Raw genomic sequence first — 19,353 nt, forward strand, 5'->3', positions numbered from 1 at the left:
CCCCTACGGGCGCGATCGCCTCCGAGGGCATCCGCAACCAGCTCGGTCGACCACCGGTGGACCCGCTGACCGTGTTCGTCCGCGAGACCGCCCAAAACTCCTGGGACGCCCGGCTCCCCGGCGTCGAGACGGTCTACCGCCTCGAACTAACCACCGTGGCCCCGACGCACCGACCCACCTGGGAGCGGCTGCTCACGCCGCCCGCGGCGGTCCAGGAGCACCTGGGCGTCGGCCGGGCGGTGCGGACGCCCAACCTGCGCCTCCTGTCGGTGGTCGACCGAGCGACCAAGGGACTCGGCGGCCCGACGCGAGCCGATCAGCTCACCGATGGCCGCCGCGACTGGATCTCCTTCGTGCTCAACGTCGGGGAGAAGCGCGACACCGCATTCGGTGGCGGCACCTACGGCTACGGTAAGGCCGTCCTCTACCGGCTGTCACGGGTGGGGGCCATCCTGGTCTACACGCGGACGACCGACGAGTCCGGTGCGTTGACGTCGCGGCTGATCGGCATCGCCCTGGGGCGCTCGTTCGACAACCGCGGCCGGGTGGACGCGGAGAGCAGGCCCTTCACGGGGCGCCACTGGTGGGGCGACGTGCAGGACGACCACGTGGAGCCGCTCGTCGGCGATGCTGCGGACGATGTCGCACGAGCCCTCGGACTCGCCCCGTTCGACGTGAGCGAGTCCGGCACGACCCTCGTCGTCATCGACCCGGACCTCGACGATTTCGAGGACACGGACCACGCTGCCGGGCACCTCGCCGAAACGATCGCGTGGCAGCTGTGGCCGATCATGCTGCCCGAGCGCGGCACCGAACGCCTCGTGCCGGACGTCGTCTCGGGCGGTCGGTCCTTCCCCGTGCCGGACCCGGCCCGGCTCTATCCCCTGCGGATGTTCGTGGCCGCATACCGCCGGCTCCATGGTGAAGGCGCGACGATCCTCGAGTGCGGCAATCCGAGGAGGCGGCTCGGCCGCTTCGCCCTGGAACGTCAGGTCGTCGTCCCCATGGCGCCGGAGGCGGTGTCGCTGGCCGCGAGCTTCGCCGGGGTCGACGGGGATCCCCATCACGTCTGCCTGATGCGCTCACCGGAGCTGGTGGTGCGATACCAGGAGGGCCCCACGACCAGCTCCGTGCACAGCGTCTATGCGGGCGTCTTCCGTGCCGACGACGACATGGACGACGTCTACGCCGCGGCCGAACCGCCCACCCACGACAACTGGGTGTCCGAGCAGCTGACCGGGCACGAGAGGACGTTCATCAGGGCGACGTTCATGCGCCTTCGCGAGCAGCTGAGTGTCTTCCGCACCCCGGCGCAGAGCGTGGTGTCGACCACGTCCCGGACGGCCCTCGGGGCGGTCAGCGACTATCTCGGCGGGCTGGTGGCGGCTGCTTTCGTCTCTCCCGACGACGGGCGGACCGGGTCTACTCCCAACCGGCCCGCCGGCGGGAGCACCCCGACGACCGGCAGCGCATCGGCGGCCGGCGACGCGCAGGCCGGGAACGCCGGCGCACGACCTGCTCCGGCCTCCCGCTCACGCGTCACCACGTTGGTCGAGCCGCACATCGAGATGAGGGACGGAGCCGTCGTGCTGGTCGCCAGGTACGGCGTCACCACACCCGGCCCCCTACAACTGACCGCGCGTCTCTCGATCGTGACCTGGGAGGGCCGCGAGGACGACCCGCCGGCTGGAGCCGCCCGCCCGCGCGTCCGTGAATGGCACACCACCCGCGGCAGGACCAGCGACGAGACGTGCCTGGTCGAGGGCCCGACCGAGGTGGATCTGGTCGTGGTGCCGGTGCCGGACACTGCAACCGACGTCACCGTCCTCGCCACTTCGCTACCGGACACCGAGGCCATCGCGTGAGCCGCGTCTTACCGTTCCTGCGCCCACCGGCGGACGTCGTCTCCGCCGGTCCGTGGTCCCGGCGCTCCCCCGACGGAACCGAGCCGCTGCCCGACACCCTCACGGACTGGGACTACAGCACCACCCTGTCGCTGCACCGACCGGTGTCCGTGGACGGTCTCCGACTGCGGGAGTCGAGCGGTCTGAGCGAGGACTCCGCGGTCGACCTGAGCGTTCAGTGGTTCGCCTCGAACTCACTGCTGCGCGGGCGTGCCTGGCGGGCGCCCCTACCGGCCACGGATGCGTACGAGATTGCGATCGAGTTCGACCTCTTGGGAGACGACCTTGGCGGGACGCTCGAACTGGTCACGAGCGCCACACTGAGGTCGGCGTCCTCGGGTGCGGCTCCGGCGGCTCCCGCCAGACCCGGGAGCGTCCTGTGGTCCGATCGGCAGCGGATCGTCCTCGAGGGGGACAACACCCTGTTCCCCATCGCGACCGCGGACTTCCACGACCTGCCCTACCCGACCGGGGCCGGCTGGTACCTCCACATCGACGAGGACCTCGACGGTGCAGCGCTCGGCTCGATCCAACTGCTCGTGAACGAACGCCACGACGTCGTGATGCGCGCCGTGGCGGCGGCGTCCGCACCGAGCGAGGCCGACCGGCGGGTGCTGTCGACTCTGCGTTCGGACGTCCTCCGGCTGTTGGTGGAACGGGCACTCACTGACGAGTCCCTGCAGGATGGGACCGACTACCCCGCGGGTTCGCTCGGGGCGCTCCTGGTCAACGTCGTCCGGAATGCCTTCCCCGCATTCTCGATGGAGGCTCTGCGTCGGGAGCGCCAGACGGCGCCGGCGCTGTTCGGCAGCCGACTCCAGGAGACCTCGCAGCTGTTGGTGGAGTCGTGAGCGTCCTTTATCCCCGGCTGATCGGTGATGCTGCCAAGGAGCTTCACCGCGAGTACCAGCAGGCATCGATCGACGAGCTCAGGAGCCGCCACGCGCTGCGGCACCCCTCCGCGGTGTTCGCCCCCACCGGGGGCCGACGAGTCAACACGGACGAACTCCAGCGTCTGCGGGACGACGTCCTCGAGATCGCCACTCGAGCGGGCTTCCCGGACGAAGGACGCCGCCAGGACCGTATGACCTTCGACCTGGAGGTCGCCCAGCTGCTCCACCGACGGTGCGGACTGGTCGCCGGCGAAGCCGCTGTCCGACCGATCTGGGCGTTCCTGGCGCTCGTGCTGCTGCCCGACGTCTCCTACTGGCGGTATCCGCGTCCTCCGAAGGACCGTGTGCTGGGGACCGATATCACCCGGCACGTCTGGGGCAGGCTCTGGTGGCGAGCACACCTGCTCGCTCTCCCCCAGGAGCACGAGCCGTACCGCCTGCTCGAGACTTTCGGCGAGGCCGCGTTCGACCAGATCTTCGCCCGGAGGCGTTCGATCGGCGGCAGCCGTGCCCTCGTCCGGACCATCGCCGACGTCTGGCCGTCGGTGGACCGCGGCCGCGTGGCCGAACGCGATGTGCTCGTCGACGTGCTGAAGCGCTTGTCCCGCCTCGGCGCAGTGGTCGAGTTTGAATCACTCGACGAGGACGAGGTCCGCCGCCAGGTACAGGATGCGGCTCTCGAGTCTGCAGCCCTGCTGCGCGCAGACGCGCAGGGGACGGGGCCCCGTCACGCTAGCGACTGACCGGTGGGTCAGGTTCTACGGACGACGCGCTCGATGATGTCGACAGCCGAAACCGGGTCCTCATGCTCCCAGAAGCGGAGCACCGTCCACCCAAGCTTTTGAAGGTGCTGGTCGGTCTGCCGATCACGCTCCCGATTGCGCTGCAGCTTCTCCACCCACCAGTCGTGGTTGGCCCTGGGCGTCGTCGCATGGACGGGACACGAGTGCCAGAAGCACCCGTCGACGAAGACCGCGACGTGCCGGGCACCGAAAACCATGTCCGCCCTCCGACGCGACAGCCCAGGTAGCGGGGCGTCCACTCGGTACCGAAGTCCCCGGCGGTGGGCCTCACGCCGGATCGCCACTTCCGGTGCCGTGTCCCGACGCCGGGCACGGCTCATCCGTGCTGCCACCTGAGGACTCGATGCGGGAGGGCGAGGAGTCGTCATCTCAAATCTCCCGCTCTCGTCCAACCGGTGTCACCGGTGTCTCATCAGCCCATGCACACCCAGTGGCTCACCGTCGGAAGGAACTGTCGGTCGGCGCGCTTACGGTCAGCGGGAGCCCGCGCTCGATAGTGTCGCGGGGAAGGACGCGCGTGCCACTGCGAGGCGTGCGCCGGCAAGAACGGTGGGTGCTACCTCGGTGGGCGAAGCTGACGGCAACCTGCATCCGGGTTCAGCTGGGGTGGCGCCCTTGCGGGTCGTCGACCTGTTCGCCGGCTGCGGCGGCCTGACCGAGGGTTTCAGGCTGACCGGTCGCTTCCAGCCGGTTGCGGCGGTCGAGCACGATCTCGCTGCGGCTGCCACCTACGCGGCCAACTTCGGCGAGGACCACGTCTACTGGGGCAAGATCGAGGACTGGGTCCAGCGCGGCGACCTCCCCGGTGCCGACGTCGTCGTGGGCGGTCCTCCCTGCCAAGGCTTCTCCAACCTCGGCAAGCGGAGCCCCGACGACCCACGTAATGAGCTGTGGCGTCACTACATGGACACAATCATCAAGGTCCGTCCCAAGGCGTTCCTCATCGAAAACGTCGACCGGTTCGGCTCCAGCGACCAGTTCCAGATGCTCCGGCAAGAGACCGAGCCCGGCGGGCGGCTCGAGGACTACCGGATCGATGCCCGGCTCGTCCGGGCGACCGACTTCGGTGCCGCCCAGCTGCGCCGGCGATTCATCGTCATCGGTACGCGTCGGGACCTAGCGCAGATCGAGGTGCCCACCCACACGCTCCCTCGAGATCAGTGGAAGACCGTGAGGCAAGCCCTCGAGGGACTCGCCGAGCACGTCGACCCGGAGGACCAGCGACTTCCCTCCATGACCACCGAGGCGTTCGGACGGGTACTCCCCGGCACCTTCAAGTCCCCGGACCTGCACATCACCCGGCATTACACTCAGCTCTCCCTCGACCGGTTCGAGATGATCCCAGAAGGCGGCAATCGCCTGAACCTGCCGGACGAGTTGAAGGCCAACTGTTGGATCGGCCATGACAAGGGCTCACTGGACGTTATGGGCCGGATGCACTGGGACCGCCCATCAGTGACCATCCGGACGGAGTTCTTCAAGCCGGAAAAGGGCCGCTACATCCACCCGGAACAGCCTCGTGCGATCACCCACCACGAGGCGGCCCGCCTACAAGGGTTCCCGGACGAGTTCCAGTGGTGCGGCACGAAGCTCGCCATAGCCCGCCAGATCGGTAACGCGGTGCCAGTCGAACTGGCACGTGGGCTGGCCGAGCACATCGCTGTCCAACTCGAACGCTGAGACACCACGCGCGAGGGCGGATTGCTCGCCCACTAGTCAGAACGTGCACCTCATCCTAGGAATAAGAGCGTGACTCTCCCCTCGACGAGTCGACAATAAGCACACTGGCGCCGCGTGTCGCGAGGTCAGCGTGCGGCACGACCACTGTTACCTCGAAGCCATCACGCCCTTGTCGCTTCATGAAGGCTGTTGACGACACGTGATCATGCCGCCAGTGACTGATGTGCAAATTCTTCTCCAGCGGCACGGATAGACCATGCCGGCGACACTGCTCAACGACGGCAATCTTGACGTAGCTGTTAAGCACCTCGTTAGCAGGCGGCAGACCCGACCGCTTGAGTGAACCGCGGCCAGCAAGGCGCTCGCGAGCGTTTCGTGCTGCGGCAGCTACCAGTGCAAAGCCAGCACCCCCGACGACGCCCTCAGCGAGCACCTCGCCCCAGTGACCCAGCTCAAGTGCATACCCAAGCGCCGGCTCCGACCGCTGTCGGTCAGCATCTTCGCGATCGCGTACAGCTTGTGCCACCTGATCTTCCAAGCGAGCATTCAAACTGGATAGCTCACGTTCGCGCTCGTTGAGGCCAGACTCACGGACGCGCTCCAGAATTTTGGCGGGTTCGCGTTCGCCAGACCAAAGAGCTTCCTCGATAGTCAACTTCACGCGCGCACGTCGACTTCTTCGCAGCAGTAGCACTTCAAGATCTCGTGCAAAAAGTTCAGACTCACGCTGGTCCGACATTTACCCCACCCCTCCAACTACCTGCTCGATATCCAACGCACGTTGCCATGGAGCCCGTGCGACGGCGGTCATTAACACGGTACCAATGGCACAACTGAAGTATGTCCAGGCGAAATGGACAAAGATTAGCCTCCACCACCGCATGTCACACTCGGACACGCCGTCTACGCCACCGACTCCAAAGCGCCTCGCTCACCGCGGCGAACAGTAGGCGCGCCGCTTCAGGAAAGCGCACCATAGTCGTCCCCGCGACATAGCTGGGCCTCGAACAGCGCGGCCAGCAGCCACTTGAGGAAGCGTTCGGCCGAGGGGGCGGTCGGCGTTCATGTGCCGGGGCACGGTTGCGGAAGCAGCGGTTCGTTGTCTCCGGCTGGGCGGACCGCTCAGGTCGCCCCTCACCGCCATGACCGTCGGAGCCGGGCCCGCCACCGACGGCTGCTCGGTCGACGCTCATCTCGGGCCTCTTCTATTGCCTATGGTGGCGGCCAGCAATGAAGCTGTGCCGATTGAACACCGCCAGAGACATCGATGCGCCCGACGCGGGCCGCCGTTTGGAATACCTGCCCAACTCCAGCGCCCGCCGGCCGGCGCGTCACGTGCCTTCCACCACCCGGGACGACGTCCTGTGCGACCCACGCCCGCTGCCTAACGTCCCCGCCACCACTACGGGCGCGAGGGAGCGGACATGGCTGTGGGCTTCGAACTGATGGACCCGACCGAGCAGGCCAAGGACGAAGGCACGGCAGTACTGCTCGCCGACCGACCGGCCGACCTGCGGGGCAAGCGCCTGGTCCTGATGGACAACGGCAAGCACAACGCCCGCGAGTTGCTGGAGGCGGTCTTCGCGCTCGTCGAGCCGGAGCTGGCGCCGTCCGAGGTGGTCTGGAAGACGGTCCCGGCCACCTGGCCGGCGCCCGACGAGACGCTCGACGCCATCGCCGCGGAGTGCGACCTCGTCATCGAAGCGGTCGGTGATTAGGGCAGCTGCAGCGCGGCCAGTGTGGCCGACGTCATCCTGATGGAGAAGCGCGGAATCCCGTCGGCAGCGATCTGCACCGACGCACTCAAGGCGAGCGCCGACGCCATGGCGCGCATCCAGGGCGCACCCGGCTACACGTTCGCCGTCGTCCCCCACCCGGTGAGCAGCCTGGACGCCGACGGCATCGCCGAGCACGCCCGGCTGGCGGCACCGCAGGTGATGGCAATCCTGCGCGGGGAGGTCTCGTGACCGAGCAGCAGACCGGCCTCACCCCCGAGGACCTGATCGCCGCGATCGAGGAGTGCCACGCCAACGGCTGGACCGACGGCCTCCCCGTCGTCCCGCCCATCCCGAGCCTGGTGCACCGCTTCCTCGAGCACACCGACCGCTCGCCGTCCGAGGTCATCTGGACGATGACGCAGGTCAAGCGCGGCTGCACCGTCCAGGCCGCGGCGATCAACGCCGCCATGGCCGGCTGCCTCCCCGAGCACTTCGCCGTCGTCCTCGCCGCGCTGGAAGCCGCGGTCGACGAGGGCTGGCCGGGCCTCGGCGGCTGGCAGAGCACCACCGGCGGCGGCCCGCTGCTCATCGTCAACGGACCCGTCCGCACCGAGCTCGGCTTCAACAGCAAGGGCAACGTGTTCGGGCCGGGCTTCCGGGCCAACGCCACCGTCGGCCGCGCGATGCGGCTGATCATCATGAACGCCTACGGCATCCGCCCGCACGAGCTCGACCAGGCCACCCAGGGCTTCCCGGGCAAGTTCTCCCTCTGCATCGCGGAGAACGAGGAGGAGAGCCCCTGGGAGCCGCTGTCGGTCACCCTCGGGCACGACGTCGGGGTGAGCACCGTGTCGGCGCTGCACACCCGCAGCACCGAGCACGTCGACAACCGCAACACCGGCGACCCGAAGGCGGTGCTCAACGACATCGCCGACACCTGCGGCCGGATCGGGTCGATGACCCGCCGGTTCCGCCGGGTCGGCGTCGTCATCGGCCCCGAGCACGCCCAGCTGCTGGCCAAGCAGGGCATGTCCAAGCAGGACGTCCGCGAGTACCTGGCCGAGCACAGCGGCCGGCCGGCGGGCACGCTGCGCGCCGCCGGCCGGGGCGAGTCAACCGCGGTCTTCCAGAACCACCCCGTCGCCGCGGCGTTCGACGAGAAGCAGGCGTCCGACATCGAGCAGATCCCGGACGACGACCTCGTGACCACGCTGCGCACCCCGGACGACGTCGTCGTGGTGGTGGCCGGCGCCGCCAACGCCGGGATCTCCACGGTCGTGCAGACGCTGGGCTTCCCGACCAAGACGATCGGCACGGCCGTCGTCCGCCGCTGATCCCGGCTGGGGGTCACCGACTCGCCGTGGCCCCCAGCCGGTTGGCGATTCACGGAACTGCTCAGACCGACGGCACCACGACACTCATGTGTCGCCACTCGCTGCAGGCCTGATCTGCAGTGAAGAGGGACCGTGCCACCACTCTGGTCAGTCACCCAGCGAGAAGGCGCCGGCCAGCTGCTCGAGAGTGAAGCGGTTGCGCAGCTTGCAGGCGCTGTTCTGGTTGGCGAACATGCCCTTCACCCAGAACGCCTCCCCTCGCGGGCGCGTGGATGTCCACTCGACGGGGACGACGAACTCGCGATGGTCCTCACCGTTGGGCAAGGCGGGATGCCGATACGCGGCCGTGAGCGGCTGGTCCGCCAAGCGAACGATCTCGCCGTCGACATTGACCTCGGCCCGGTCGAACGGCCGCGCTTCCCCGGTTACCGTGCCGACGCCGACGTATCCCACGCCGGGGATGCAGGCGAACACCCGACCACCGACGGGGAGCTTGCGCAGGGTGCGTGAGAACCACTCGGCGCCACCCGCGGAGACGAACCCGTACCTGCGGGCGTCATCCCAGGAGCGGTTGCCACTCTCCTCGCCGAAGCTCACGTACCAGTCCTGCTCGTTCCAGGCCTCCTTGCTGCCGCCCTTACCTCCCCCCGTCCGGGCCGGTGTCCTGGCCTCGTCGAGCAGCCAGGTCCTCGCCAGGTACGCGCGATCGCCGTCCCCGAAGTACCGGAAGAAGACGACGTTGACCGGGACGCCGAACTCCGATAAGTACGCGACGATCCGCTCGGTCGCCGGATCGACGTCGCCGGCCACGATCGTCAAGCGATGGCCGTCGTTGAGTTCCTCGGGAACGTCGCCGCCGAAGGTCGACGTCCACTCCTGCTCGAACACAGCGCCCGGCCGGTAGTCCGCGAAGATCCCCAGCACCTGCTCGTGAGAGAGCGTCCGCACCCACGACCCGTAGTCGAGAACCTGGGCGACGACCTCGCGGGGAGTTCGATCACGCTTCAGCTCCAGCACGTGGAGAGCACCCTCGCCGTCGACAGCGAGCAGGTCGATGAACTTGCCGAAGTCGGTCGGCACCTGCCGGCCGATCAGGAGGAGTGGGGTTCCGAGGATGCCCGGGTCGGCCTCGATCATCGCTTCGAGCTGAGCTTCGAGAGGGACGCCGCTCGGCATCAGCCGAATCGGCCTGTCCCCGTCGACCCGCCAGAGCCCTACTTCGAGTGGCACATCAACCCCCGTTGCCAGCTTCGCTGATCGAGCCGGTCCTCACGGTTCACGACCATCAACCGCGCTTCGTACCCATGCCGCGAGTTCGGCGTAACCCACCGGTGCGCCGGCCAGCGCCTCGACACGGGACAATCGCAGACTCTGCTGCCCGGTCGCCTGAATTGTCGAGCGCGGCACCACCCAGAACGACCACTGAGCGGTGTCGAGCGGGTCGTAGGCATGGTGCTCGGTCGCCATGAGCACCGCGAACACGTAGACGTCCGCGTTGTACGAGCTGGTCGCGGCGAAGCCGTCCCTCGGTGCCCACGTGCGGGCCCTCAGGCCGCCGAAGGTGATGGTCGAGGGCCCGGACTGCGCCCACGCCTGCAGGTATGCGGCCGACTTGACCTCGACACGGAGCCCGTCGTCCGTCACCACGTCGTAGGGCTCCCACTCGATGCGCGGGCGGTGTGCGGCATGCAAGGCGCGAGCGACGAGGAACTCGGCGAGCATCGGGCGGACCGTGTTCGCACGCAGGTCGGACAGAGTCCACGCCCAGAAGTCGCGGACAGTGACTCCGGCACCGGCGATCGGTTCATCTCCGGACATCAGCCGGGCCTCAGGGGGACGCATCGCCCACGGTCCTCCCCCGCTCACAAGGGGGCACCCGTTGTTCCTCGCACGGTTCCCCCGTTCGGTCGCCTGGCGACGAATCAACCACGGCGACGAAGCGACCGCCGGCACCGACCCGCGATGTCCACGGCACTGCTCGCCGCGACGGACGTTTGCGGCGAGGCGCTCAGGGCCGCTGCGCCCCCGGCCGCCAGGCTGCTGCGTCGTTGGACGCGTGGAGCTCGACCCGGCCCGATTCGTCGACCACGTAGACGTCGATCGCGAGCTGCGCCCGCACGTACGCCGGCACGCGCAGCGCCGCGGTGAGCACAGTCTCGGGAACGACGACGGCGAACCGCCGACCGGGCACGGGCTCGTCGGACATCCGCCGCAGCAGCTGGCCGTACAAGACGTCGACGTCCAGTCCCGGGTCGGCCGTTTTTCCCTTGGCCTCGGCGTACAGAGTGCGCTCGCCCCGGGTGGCGACGACGTCGATGTACTTGACCTCCGTCTGCACGTCCCAGCCATCTGCGCGCAGCGCCCCACTGAACGCCGCGACCACCGCTGCCTCGTTCATGACCTCTCCCCTGCCTTCGCTGCATCACGCCAGCGCTTCCGAGCCTCCCGGACGTACGAGTAGAGCGGGTGCGTCGCGTTGTCGGCCTGGTTGAGCGGCGGCTCCAGCTCGGCGATCACCGCGGCCTCCACCGTCCACGGCTCCGGGTGCTCCGCCCAGGTCAGCCGCAGCTTCTCCCCCATCCACGCCGACAGCCGCAGCTCGTCGGCGTTGACCAGCACCGGCCGCGTCGTCCATCGGCTCCGCCAGCCCTGCTGCTCGCTGAGCAGCGCAGCCAGCGACCGGCGCAGGGTCGACGAACCCGTCGTCCCGCGGAGGTGGTCGCCCACCACCCGACTGCGCAGCGTCGCCCGCGATGCCGTCCCGTTCGGCGCGATACCCACGTACAGCAGCTGGAGCGCCGCCTGCGGGTGCCGCGGCCCGGAGATGCCGGGGAGCGCACCGAACCGCCCCCACCACGCGTACAGCCCGGGTGCCGCCGGCAGCTGGGCCGCGGCCTCGTCCACGGCAACCGGCTGCGAGCAGAGCGCGGCGGTGACGTCGTCCATGCTGCCAGTCAACGGCACGACGCCCGTCGACCTGTGGACGACGCCAGCGGCGAGGTGTCGGTGCGCGGCAGAGTCCTCCGCCATGCGCACCCGACCGCACCCCGACATCCCGGTGACCACCGACGCCGAGCTCACCGAACGGTGGCGCGGACTCCTGCACCTCGACGGCCCGCCGTCCCAACGCCGCCTGTTCCTCGCCTGGCTGCGGAGCGACGGCACGATGGTCCACCTGCTCATCCCGGTCGAGGAGCTCCCGGCCGAGCCCGACCGGGTGGTGATCGGTGCCCTCGCCGACCTGCACGCCGTCGTGGTCGACGCTGAGCACGTCGACCGGGCGGATCTGCACCTGGCGATGTGCCTGGAGCGGCCCGGGCCCGCAACGCCCACCCCGGAAGACGCCGCCTGGTGTGCCGCGATCGAGTCGATCGTCCGCGAGCGCGACGGCATCGACTGCAGCCTGCACCTCCTCGACGGCCGCACGGCCGTTCCGCTCCTCACCCGGCGACCGTGGCCCGAGTCCTGAAGACGGATACGCCGTCATCGTCGTGCCGGCTGACCGAGGGGTCGCAGCGCAGCTGCCCTCGACCAGGCATTTGCGTCAGTCCATCGAACTACTGTTCGAATCATGACGACGACAGCCCAGCCCTCCAGCGCCCCGAGTGTCGACCAGCTCCTTGCTCAGGCCCGGGAAGCCGTGAGTCGAGGATTGCGCGAGGGACTCGACTCGAGCACGCCTGGCGCGTTGCTGGGCGTGGCGTCGTCGATGCTCGACTTCACCAGCCAGCCCGACGTCGCTCCGGAGAAGACGACGGAGGTCGTCCGCCACCTCGTGGCCTGGGACCGCCCCGAGACGTCGGCCGGCGCGCTCGCGATCGCCACGCTGGCCGATGACGCGGGCCTGCGCCGGTGGGTCCGCCGGGACATCGCCGACCGTGGCCACACCGTGCCACGCTGGCTCGCCGACCTGTACCTGGCCGCCCCGGTCGATCGGGGCGTCGAGCTGATTGGCCCGTTCCGCGAGGCCGACGACGTCGTCCTCGGCGTCACCATCCCGGGCGGACACGCGCTCACCGCCGCCGTCCGCGTCGACAACGAACTGGGCGTCCGCGCCGTCGACGGCGCCTTGTACGAGCACCCGATGGAGAAGGTTCTGCACTCACTGCGAGCGGATGACGATCCGGACGTCCGCATCCGCGACATCAGCGCGGCCGACGCCCGCGCCCGCCTCACCGCTGCGTTCACCGGGGTGAAGCTCGACGAGGCGCTGAGAACCCGCACGCAATGGAAGAGCCAGCGCTGCATCGTGCGGTGGATGCTGTCCCGCCTCCCCGACGGAGGTGACGCCACCGTGCCCGGATGGCTCGAGGACGTCGACACCGACGAACTCACCGCCCAGTTCCTGGCCTCACCCTGGGGCCGCCCGTGGACACGGAGCCCACTCCCGCTGCTGGTGGAGCAGGTCCTGGGCAGCGGCCTGAGCAACGGCGTGGGCGACCCGTTCCTGTGGGCGCCGCACCACGTCCGCCGACTGCTCGACCCGAAGCTGCACGATCTCGACCTCGACAAACTGGACCTCGAACGCACCCCCGAGCTGCTGCGCGACCTCATCCGGTACGGCCATGGCGAGCGCGCCATGGGCCCGGAACTCACCGACACGTCGCTGCAGGCGGTCGACCGGTGGGCGCCCGCCTTCCTCGCCGCTGTCCGCAGTTGCCAGGACGAGGACATCGCATAGCCGTGCTGGACGTCCTCCTCGCGGACCTCGAGGCCGCTGTCGTCCAGACCCCCGACCGATGCCCGCCGCCCGCGTCCCAGCCATTCACGCGAGTAGACCGGCGAGCGCGGACGCGCACTCACGGACGCGGCCGGGAAGTTCCCGCACCTCCACCCGGCCGCTCAGCACCACCCCGGCCACGAGCTCGCCGGCTTGTGACCGGACCGGGGCCACCGCGCACCCGACGTCGCCGTGCAGCTCCCCCGTCTGCGCCGCCCAGCCCTGCGCGCGCACCTCGGCCAGGCACGCGTCGAGCTGGTCGGGCCGGGTGACGGTCGCCGCGGTGAACCGCGTCAGCCGCGATGGCGGCAGCAGGTCGCGCCACTCGGGCTGCTCGGCCAGCAGCAGCTTCCCGGCCGCCGTTGCGTGCAGGTGCCGCTCCACCAGCGCCGGGTCCTGCAGCGGCAGGTCGGGGTCCATGTCCGCCACCCGCAGCGTCGTCGCCGTGTAGAGGATCAGGTGCACCCCGGCCCGCACCTCCCGGCGCAGCTCGGCGAGCACGTCACGCGCCGCCTGCGGCACGCGCACCGGAGCGATCGCACCCGCCAACCCGGCCACCTTCCGGCCCAGCGCGAACCCGCGCAGGTCGGGCAGCCGGACCAGGTACTCCTCCCCCACCAGCAGGTTCAGCAGCCGGTACGCCGTCGCCGGCGGCAGCGACAGCGTCTCGGCCACCTCCTTCGCCGTCACCCCGGCCCCCATCCGCGCCACGCACTCCAGCACCGCCAGCGCGCTCTGCACCGCCTTCGGCTGCCGCCCGGTCAGCCCCGCGTCCGACACCGCCATCAGTTCGACACCGCCATCAGGCCGCCAGCGACCCGGGCAGCACGCTGGCCACCGTCGGCTCGTCGTAGACGCCCACCCGCCGCAGCCGCGCAGGCCGCCGGAACCGCAGCCATCCCAGCCACGCCACCCCGGGTGCCACCGCGCCCAGGTACACCAGCGCCGCCAGCCGACCGTCCACCCAGCCCGACCCACTCACCGCCACCACCAGCACGACCGACCACAGCCCCGCCGCCGCGATCCCGCCGACCAGCGGCGCGCGGGTCAGCTCCCCGATCCGGCGCAGGAACAGCGGCATCGCCACGCAGACCAGCACGTAGGCGACCACGTAGCCGATCGCCGACACCGTCAGCGTCCCGGTCAGCACCGCCCGCCCACCGGCACCGGCGGCCAGCGCGACGAACGGCACCCCGACCACGAGCGGCAGCACCAGCAGCAGCGCCACGAACGGCGTTCCGAACCGGCGGTGCGTCCGACCCAACCGGGACGGCAGCACGCCCTCCCGCCCCATCGAGAACAGCACCCGGGCCAGCGCGTTCACCGACCCGGTCACGCAGGCGAGGAACGACGCCGCGATCCCCGCCTCCAGCGCCCACGCCACCGGCCCGATCTCCGCCGCCAGCCGGCCCACCGGCACCGGGCTGAGCAGCACCTCCAGCGGCGCCGCCCGCAGCAGCACCACCTGCGCCGCCGTCCCGGCCAGGAACAGCACCCCGGCCACCGCCGGCGTCCACAGCACCGCCCGCGGCACCGCCCGCAGCGGCCGCTGCGCCTCCACCCCCAGCACGGTCGCGCTCTCGAACCCCATGAACCCGACCACGCCGAGCACCACGCCGATCGCCAGCCCACCCCACCGCACGTCCGCGTCGACCACCGCCGCCGCGGAACCCGGCAGGTCACCGACCCGGAGCACCAGCACCGCCAGGACGGCGAGCACCAGCCCGATCGACACCACCTCCAGCGCCAGCGCCACCCGCGCCGAGAGCTGGATGCCGCGCACCGTGCACCACCCGGCCAGTCCGCCCACCAGCAGCACCAGCACGGCCAGCGCCGACGTCCCCGAGAGCCCGAGCAGCGCCCGCAGGTACAGGGCGCACCCCACCAGCGCCGACATCGACACCGCCGCGTAGCCGATCGCCAGCGACCACCCGCCGACCAGCGCCCCCGAGGGGCCCAGCCCCTGCGCGGTGTAGGTGTAGACGCCGCCGACCGCGGCCAGCCGGCGGGCGAACTGGGTGACGCACCAGCCCACCAGCAGCACCAGCGCGGTGGCCGCGGCGAACGCCGGCAGCGTCGCCGCGCCGCTCTGCACCAGCACGATCGCCGGCGTCGTCACCATCGCCGCCGACGGCGCCAGCGCCGACACCGACTGCGCCAGCACCTCCCAGAACGACAGCCGCCGCCGGTGCAGACCGGCCACCGGTGATACGCGGGCGAGTCGGGTCACGCGGCGGCCTCCAGCGGTCGGGGAACGCCGCAGGGTAGGCAGCCCCGCTTTGCGCCGGTGTTACGTCGCGGCCCCCAACCGGTCGCGCCCCGAATGAGAAAACCGGGCGCCGCGTCTCTCATTCAGCACGCGGCAGAACGTCAGCGACGGGAGACGCCGCGGCAACCGGCCGCGATCAAGGTCTGCGGGCAACACGGCGCCACCCGGGCGCCGCCGGACCCAGGAGACCGCAGATGGCCATCTCCGACCCGCCCGCCACCGGCGCGCCGACCTCTCCGGCCGGCAGCAAGCCCAGCGCCGTCGCCACCCGCAGCCTGTCCGGCTCGCTCGGTGTCGGCGCGATCATCTTCATGGTGGTCGCCGCCGCGGCGCCGCTCACCGTCGTCGCCGGTTCGGTGCCGATCGGCATCCTCGCCGGCAACGGCGCCGGCTACCCGGCCAGCTACGTCATCGCCGCCGTCGTCCTGCTGTTCTTCGCCGTCGGCTTCGTCGCGATGACCCCGCACGTGCCGCAGGCCGGCGCCTTCTACTCCTACATCTCCCGCGGCCTGGGTCGACCGCTCGGGCTGGGTGCGGCGATGCTCGCGCTGCTCACCTACATCACCATCCAGGGCGCGGTGCTCGGCTACATCGGCCAGGCCATGAGCGACCTGCTCGGCCGCTACGGCGTCGCCAGCCCGCCCTGGTGGGTCTGGACCGCGGTGATGATCGCCGCGATCGGCGTCCTCGGCTTCCGGCACATCGACCTGTCCAGCAAGGTGCTCGGGCTGCTGCTGATCGCCGAGATCGCCATCGTCGTCGTCCTCGACATCGCCGTCGTCGGCCAGGGCGGCGGACCCGAGGGCTTCTCCGGCGGCATCATCAGCCTGCCGGAGATCACCAGCGGCTCCCCCGCGCTCGGCCTGATGTTCGCCATCGCCGGGTTCATCGGCTTCGAGGCCACCGCCGTCTTCCGCGACGAGGCGCGCGACCCGGCCCGCACCATCCCCCGGGCCACCTACCTGGCGCTGGCGATCATCGGCATCTTCTACGCCGTCTCCAGCTGGGCGATCGTCACCGCCTGGGGCGACGACGCCGCCGTTGCCCGCGCCGCCGAGGACCCGGGCTCGATGGTCGTCGACACCGCGCAGACGTACCTGGGCACCGTCGCCGCCGACGTCCTCAACGTCCTGCTGGTGACCAGCCTCTTCGCCTGCGCGCTCAGCTTCCACAACGTGCTGGCCCGCTACTTCTTCAACCTCGGCAACACCGGGGTGCTGCACAGCCGGCTGGGCAACGCGCACGCCACCCACGCCTCCCCGGCGTCGGCCTCGCTCACCCAGACGGTGATCAGCGCGGTGCTCATGGCCGTCTGCGCGATCGCCGGCCTGGACCCGGTGCTGGAGGTCTTCACCTGGCTGTCCGGGATCTCCACCGTCGGCATCGTCGCGCTGATGCTGCTCACCTGCGGCGCGGTGCTGGTCTTCTTCCGCCGCACGAAGGTCGACACCCGGCCCTGGCAGACGCTCATCGCGCCCGGCCTGGGGTTCGTCGGGCTCGCCACGATCCTGGTGATCCTCGTGCAGAACCTGCCGCTGCTGATGGGCGAGTCGACCGCCCTGGGCGTGGGCGCCGGCGTCCTGCTGCTGGCCTGCCTGCTCGCCGGCCCAGTCATCGCGAGGACCAGGCCGCAGGCCGCCGCCCTCACCGACACCGACCTCTCCCACTGACCCACCGCTGGAAAGGAACCACCCCCATGACGATGACCGCGCCCGTCAGCACCGCCACCCACCCGCTCTCCCGGCTCTCCGCCGAGGAGTTCACCGCGATCCGCGGGATCGTCGCCGAGGCCGGCCTGGTCGGCGAGCAGACGAAGTTCGTCTACGTCGGCCTCGACGAGCCGCACAAGGACGTCGTCCTCGCCTGGCAGCCCGGCGACCCGATCGAGCGCCGGGCCCGGGTGCTGCTGCTCGACCGCGCCACCGGCGACGGCGCCGACCTCACCGTGTCGATCACCGCCGGCCTGGTCGAGCGCAACACGCCGATCGACGCCCTGGTCGACGGGCAGGTGCCGATCCTGGACGCCGAGTTCGAGGCGATCGAGCCGATCCTCGCCGCCGACGAGCGCTGGGTCGCGGCGATGACCAAGCGCGGGCTGGACGTCGCGGACGTGCGGTCGGTGCCGCTGTCGGCCGGCTCCTACTTCCCCGACGAGTTCGGGCACCGCGTCGTCCGGGTGCTCGGCTTCCACCAGGCCGACCCCGACGACCTCCCGTGGGCGCACCCGGTGGACGGCGTCGTCGCGTTCGTCGACGTCACCCGCGGCGTGGCCATCGACGTCCAGGACCACTTCGATCTGCCCGTGCCGGCCGAGCGGGCCGACCTCACCCCCGACGCCGTCCGGGACCTCAAGCCGATCGAGATCACCCAGCCCGAGGGCCGGTCGTTCACGGTCGAGGACGACGTCATCCGCTGGGCCGGCTGGGAGGTGCGGGTCGGCTTCGACGCCCGCGAGGGGCTGGTGCTGAACCAGCTGTCCATCGACGGCCGCTCGGTCATCCACCGCGCGTCGATCAGCGAGATGGTCGTGCCCTACGCCGACCCCTCACCGGTGCGGTTCTGGCAGAACTACTTCGACACCGGCGAGTACCTCTTCGCGCGGTACACCAACTCCCTGGAGCTGGGCTGCGACTGCCTCGGCGAGATCCACTACTTCGACGGCGTGCTCGCCGACGAGGACGGCAACCCGCGCACCATCCGCAACGCCATCTGCCTGCACGAGGAGGACTACGGCGTCGCCTGGAAGCACACCGACATGTTCAACGGGATGCTGGAGACCCGGCGCTCGCGGCGGCTGGTGATCAGCTTCTTCACCACCATCGGCAACTACGACTACGGCTTCTACTGGTACCTCTACACCGACGGCACCATCCAGCTGGAGTCGAAGGCCACCGGCATCGTCTTCACCTCCGCCTACCGCGGCGAGGAGCACCCGTACGCCACCGAGATCGCGCCGGGCCTGGGGGCGCCGTTCCACCAGCACCTGTTCTCCGCGCGGCTGGACATGGCCGTCGACGGCGTCGCCAACACGGTGCACGAGGTGGACGCCGTCCGGGTGCCGATCAGCGAGACCAACCCCTACGGCAACGCGTTCACCCGCAGGCTCACCCCGCTGACGTCGGAGGCCTCGGCCGCCCGGACGACGGATGCGACGGTCGGGCGGACCTGGCACGTCGTGAACCCGTCGAAGACCAACCGGCTGGGCCAGCCGGTCGGGTACGCGCTGCACCCGGAGAACTCACCGACCCTGCTGGCCGACGAGTCGTCGTCGGTGCACAAGCGGGCGACCTTCTCGACCAAGAGCCTGTGGGTGACCGCCTACGACCCGGCCGAGCGGTATCCGGCCGGCGACTTCGTCAACCAGCACCCAGGTGACGGCGGGCTGCCCGCGTTCGTCGCCGACGACGCCCCGGTCGAGAACACCGACGTCGTGCTGTGGCACACCTTCGGGCTCACGCACTTCCCGCGCCCGGAGGACTGGCCGGTCATGCCCACCGACTACAGCGGCTTCACGCTCAAGCCGGTCGGCTTCTTCGACAAGAACCCGGCGTTGGGGGTCCCGAAGTCGGCGTCCTCGCACTGCGCCGCCGAGAAGGGGCACTGCTCGTGACCACCGCCGTCGTCGCCCGGCCGAGGGCGCTCGCCCTCGGCCGGGTGGCGGCGGGGCTGGCGGTGACGTCGGCGGCGGTGCACCTGCTGCTGGTCGACGGCTCGCTCGGGTCGCTGGTGATGGTGCTGATGGCGGCGGCCTGCCTGCCGTGCGCGTGGCACCTGTGGCGGTCGCCCACCGGGTCGGTGTGGCGGTTCACCGCCCTGGTGGACGCCGCGATGCTGGTGCTGCACGCGCAGATGCTGGGCGGGCCGTCGGGCCATACGCACGTGCACCACGCGGCCGGGCCGGGGGCGCTGATGTGGCTGGGCCTCGGCCTGGTCGGCGCCCAGCTGCTGCTCGCCGGGCTGGCGGCCGTGCGCCGTCCCTGACTCCGCCGTTGTGCGCTCGTCGTCGGTTCCTGCTCGCCGAACCGACGACGA

18 protein-coding genes and 1 pseudogene are annotated in these 19,353 nt (G+C 70.5%); 11 read left to right on the forward strand and 8 right to left on the reverse strand.

The window, feature by feature from the left end:
• Window positions 1-56 precede the first annotated feature (56 nt).
• Genes ACI795_RS17035 through ACI795_RS17045 form a run of 3 tightly spaced genes read left to right on the forward strand, consistent with a single transcriptional unit; the run spans window position 57 to window position 3,540 of the window.
• Complete coding sequence (locus tag ACI795_RS17035; protein ID WP_457076752.1) at window positions 57-1,865, forward strand: hypothetical protein; 1,809 nt, start codon at window positions 57-59, stop codon at window positions 1,863-1,865.
• Window positions 1,862-2,755, forward strand: coding sequence for a hypothetical protein (locus tag ACI795_RS17040; RefSeq protein WP_457076753.1), 894 nt, complete (start codon window positions 1,862-1,864; stop codon window positions 2,753-2,755). The genes ACI795_RS17035 and ACI795_RS17040 overlap by 4 nt, the downstream gene beginning before the upstream one ends.
• Entirely contained in the window at window positions 2,752-3,540 is a 789-nt protein-coding gene (locus tag ACI795_RS17045) for a DUF6339 family protein (RefSeq protein ID WP_457076754.1), read from the forward strand. The genes ACI795_RS17040 and ACI795_RS17045 overlap by 4 nt, the downstream gene beginning before the upstream one ends.
• A gap of 8 nt (window positions 3,541-3,548) precedes the next feature.
• On the opposite strand, the gene ACI795_RS17050 is transcribed toward ACI795_RS17045, so the two are convergent.
• A complete protein-coding gene (locus tag ACI795_RS17050) occupies window positions 3,549-3,968 on the reverse strand; it encodes a very short patch repair endonuclease (RefSeq protein WP_457076755.1) in 420 nt (139 codons plus the stop codon).
• 196 nt (window positions 3,969-4,164) lie between these two features.
• Between ACI795_RS17050 and ACI795_RS17055 the strand changes: the two genes are divergently transcribed.
• A complete protein-coding gene (locus tag ACI795_RS17055; protein WP_457076756.1) occupies window positions 4,165-5,280 on the forward strand; it encodes a DNA cytosine methyltransferase in 1,116 nt (371 codons plus the stop codon).
• A 55-nt stretch (window positions 5,281-5,335) separates the two neighbouring features.
• Here ACI795_RS17055 and ACI795_RS17060 read toward each other — a convergent pair whose 3' ends face one another.
• Complete coding sequence (locus ACI795_RS17060) at window positions 5,336-5,941, reverse strand: hypothetical protein (RefSeq protein ID WP_457076757.1); 606 nt, start codon at window positions 5,939-5,941, stop codon at window positions 5,336-5,338.
• A 784-nt stretch (window positions 5,942-6,725) separates the two neighbouring features.
• Here ACI795_RS17060 and ACI795_RS17065 point away from each other — a divergent pair.
• A pseudogene (locus ACI795_RS17065) lies at window positions 6,726-7,247 on the forward strand (UGSC family (seleno)protein).
• Window positions 7,244-8,332, forward strand: a complete 1,089-nt coding sequence (locus tag ACI795_RS17070) for a hypothetical protein (RefSeq protein ID WP_457076758.1) — start codon at window positions 7,244-7,246, stop codon at window positions 8,330-8,332. The pseudogene ACI795_RS17065 and the gene ACI795_RS17070 overlap by 4 nt, the downstream one beginning before the upstream one ends.
• A gap of 147 nt (window positions 8,333-8,479) precedes the next feature.
• Here ACI795_RS17070 and ACI795_RS17075 read toward each other — a convergent pair whose 3' ends face one another.
• From ACI795_RS17075 to ACI795_RS17090, 4 genes are all read right to left on the reverse strand, one after another.
• Entirely contained in the window at window positions 8,480-9,508 is a 1,029-nt protein-coding gene (locus ACI795_RS17075; RefSeq protein WP_457076759.1) for an endonuclease NucS domain-containing protein, read from the reverse strand.
• Between the two features lie 93 nt (window positions 9,509-9,601).
• Window positions 9,602-10,054: a hypothetical protein gene (locus ACI795_RS17080; protein ID WP_457076760.1), complete on the reverse strand. Its 453-nt coding sequence runs from the start codon at window positions 10,052-10,054 to the stop codon at window positions 9,602-9,604.
• A 286-nt stretch (window positions 10,055-10,340) separates the two neighbouring features.
• Window positions 10,341-10,730, reverse strand: a complete 390-nt coding sequence (locus tag ACI795_RS17085) for a hypothetical protein (RefSeq protein ID WP_457076761.1) — start codon at window positions 10,728-10,730, stop codon at window positions 10,341-10,343.
• Complete coding sequence (locus ACI795_RS17090) at window positions 10,727-11,278, reverse strand: GIY-YIG nuclease family protein (RefSeq protein ID WP_457076762.1); 552 nt, start codon at window positions 11,276-11,278, stop codon at window positions 10,727-10,729. The genes ACI795_RS17085 and ACI795_RS17090 overlap by 4 nt, the downstream gene beginning before the upstream one ends.
• 82 nt (window positions 11,279-11,360) lie before the next feature.
• Here ACI795_RS17090 and ACI795_RS17095 point away from each other — a divergent pair, with 82 nt between their 5' ends.
• Entirely contained in the window at window positions 11,361-11,801 is a 441-nt protein-coding gene (locus ACI795_RS17095) for a hypothetical protein (protein WP_457076763.1), read from the forward strand.
• Window positions 11,802-11,903: 102 nt separating this feature from the next.
• Complete coding sequence (locus ACI795_RS17100) at window positions 11,904-13,013, forward strand: hypothetical protein (RefSeq protein ID WP_457076764.1); 1,110 nt, start codon at window positions 11,904-11,906, stop codon at window positions 13,011-13,013.
• A gap of 84 nt (window positions 13,014-13,097) precedes the next feature.
• Here ACI795_RS17100 and ACI795_RS17105 read toward each other — a convergent pair whose 3' ends face one another.
• Both ACI795_RS17105 and ACI795_RS17110 read right to left on the reverse strand, forming a co-directional pair.
• Window positions 13,098-13,838, reverse strand: a complete 741-nt coding sequence (locus tag ACI795_RS17105) for an IclR family transcriptional regulator (protein WP_457076765.1) — start codon at window positions 13,836-13,838, stop codon at window positions 13,098-13,100.
• A gap of 16 nt (window positions 13,839-13,854) precedes the next feature.
• Window positions 13,855-15,282, reverse strand: coding sequence for an APC family permease (locus ACI795_RS17110; protein ID WP_457076766.1), 1,428 nt, complete (start codon window positions 15,280-15,282; stop codon window positions 13,855-13,857).
• 233 nt (window positions 15,283-15,515) lie between these two features.
• On the opposite strand from ACI795_RS17110, the gene ACI795_RS17115 reads away from it, so the two are divergent.
• The 3 genes from ACI795_RS17115 to ACI795_RS17125 are packed head-to-tail and all read left to right on the forward strand — an operon-like array spanning window position 15,516 to window position 19,302.
• Window positions 15,516-16,991, forward strand: a complete 1,476-nt coding sequence (locus ACI795_RS17115) for an APC family permease (RefSeq protein WP_457076767.1) — start codon at window positions 15,516-15,518, stop codon at window positions 16,989-16,991.
• Between the two features lie 32 nt (window positions 16,992-17,023).
• Window positions 17,024-18,931, forward strand: a complete 1,908-nt coding sequence (locus tag ACI795_RS17120; protein WP_457076768.1) for a primary-amine oxidase — start codon at window positions 17,024-17,026, stop codon at window positions 18,929-18,931.
• A complete protein-coding gene (locus ACI795_RS17125) occupies window positions 18,928-19,302 on the forward strand; it encodes a hypothetical protein (RefSeq protein WP_457076769.1) in 375 nt (124 codons plus the stop codon). The genes ACI795_RS17120 and ACI795_RS17125 overlap by 4 nt, the downstream gene beginning before the upstream one ends.
• The last annotated feature ends 51 nt before the right edge of the window (window positions 19,303-19,353 follow it).

Source organism: Modestobacter sp. SYSU DS0290, assembly GCF_054050955.1.

What these genes read in the sequence shown, in the direction of transcription:
- ACI795_RS17050 (WP_457076755.1), bottom strand. Translation starts at nt 3,968, where the DNA reads ATGACGACTCCTCGCCCTCCCGCATCGAGTCCTCAGGTGGCAGCACGG.
- ACI795_RS17075 (WP_457076759.1), bottom strand. Translation starts at nt 9,508, where the DNA reads ATGCCGAGCGGCGTCCCTCTCGAAGCTCAGCTCGAAGCGATGATCGAG.
- ACI795_RS17080 (WP_457076760.1), bottom strand. Translation starts at nt 10,054, where the DNA reads ATGCTCGCCGAGTTCCTCGTCGCTCGCGCCTTGCATGCCGCACACCGC.
- ACI795_RS17085 (WP_457076761.1), bottom strand. Translation starts at nt 10,730, where the DNA reads ATGAACGAGGCAGCGGTGGTCGCGGCGTTCAGTGGGGCGCTGCGCGCA.
- ACI795_RS17090 (WP_457076762.1), bottom strand. Translation starts at nt 11,278, where the DNA reads ATGGACGACGTCACCGCCGCGCTCTGCTCGCAGCCGGTTGCCGTGGAC.
- ACI795_RS17095 (WP_457076763.1), top strand. Translation starts at nt 11,361, where the DNA reads ATGCGCACCCGACCGCACCCCGACATCCCGGTGACCACCGACGCCGAG.
- ACI795_RS17100 (WP_457076764.1), top strand. Translation starts at nt 11,904, where the DNA reads ATGACGACGACAGCCCAGCCCTCCAGCGCCCCGAGTGTCGACCAGCTC.
- ACI795_RS17105 (WP_457076765.1), bottom strand. Translation starts at nt 13,838, where the DNA reads ATGGCGGTGTCGGACGCGGGGCTGACCGGGCGGCAGCCGAAGGCGGTG.
- ACI795_RS17115 (WP_457076767.1), top strand. Translation starts at nt 15,516, where the DNA reads ATGGCCATCTCCGACCCGCCCGCCACCGGCGCGCCGACCTCTCCGGCC.
- ACI795_RS17120 (WP_457076768.1), top strand. Translation starts at nt 17,024, where the DNA reads ATGACCGCGCCCGTCAGCACCGCCACCCACCCGCTCTCCCGGCTCTCC.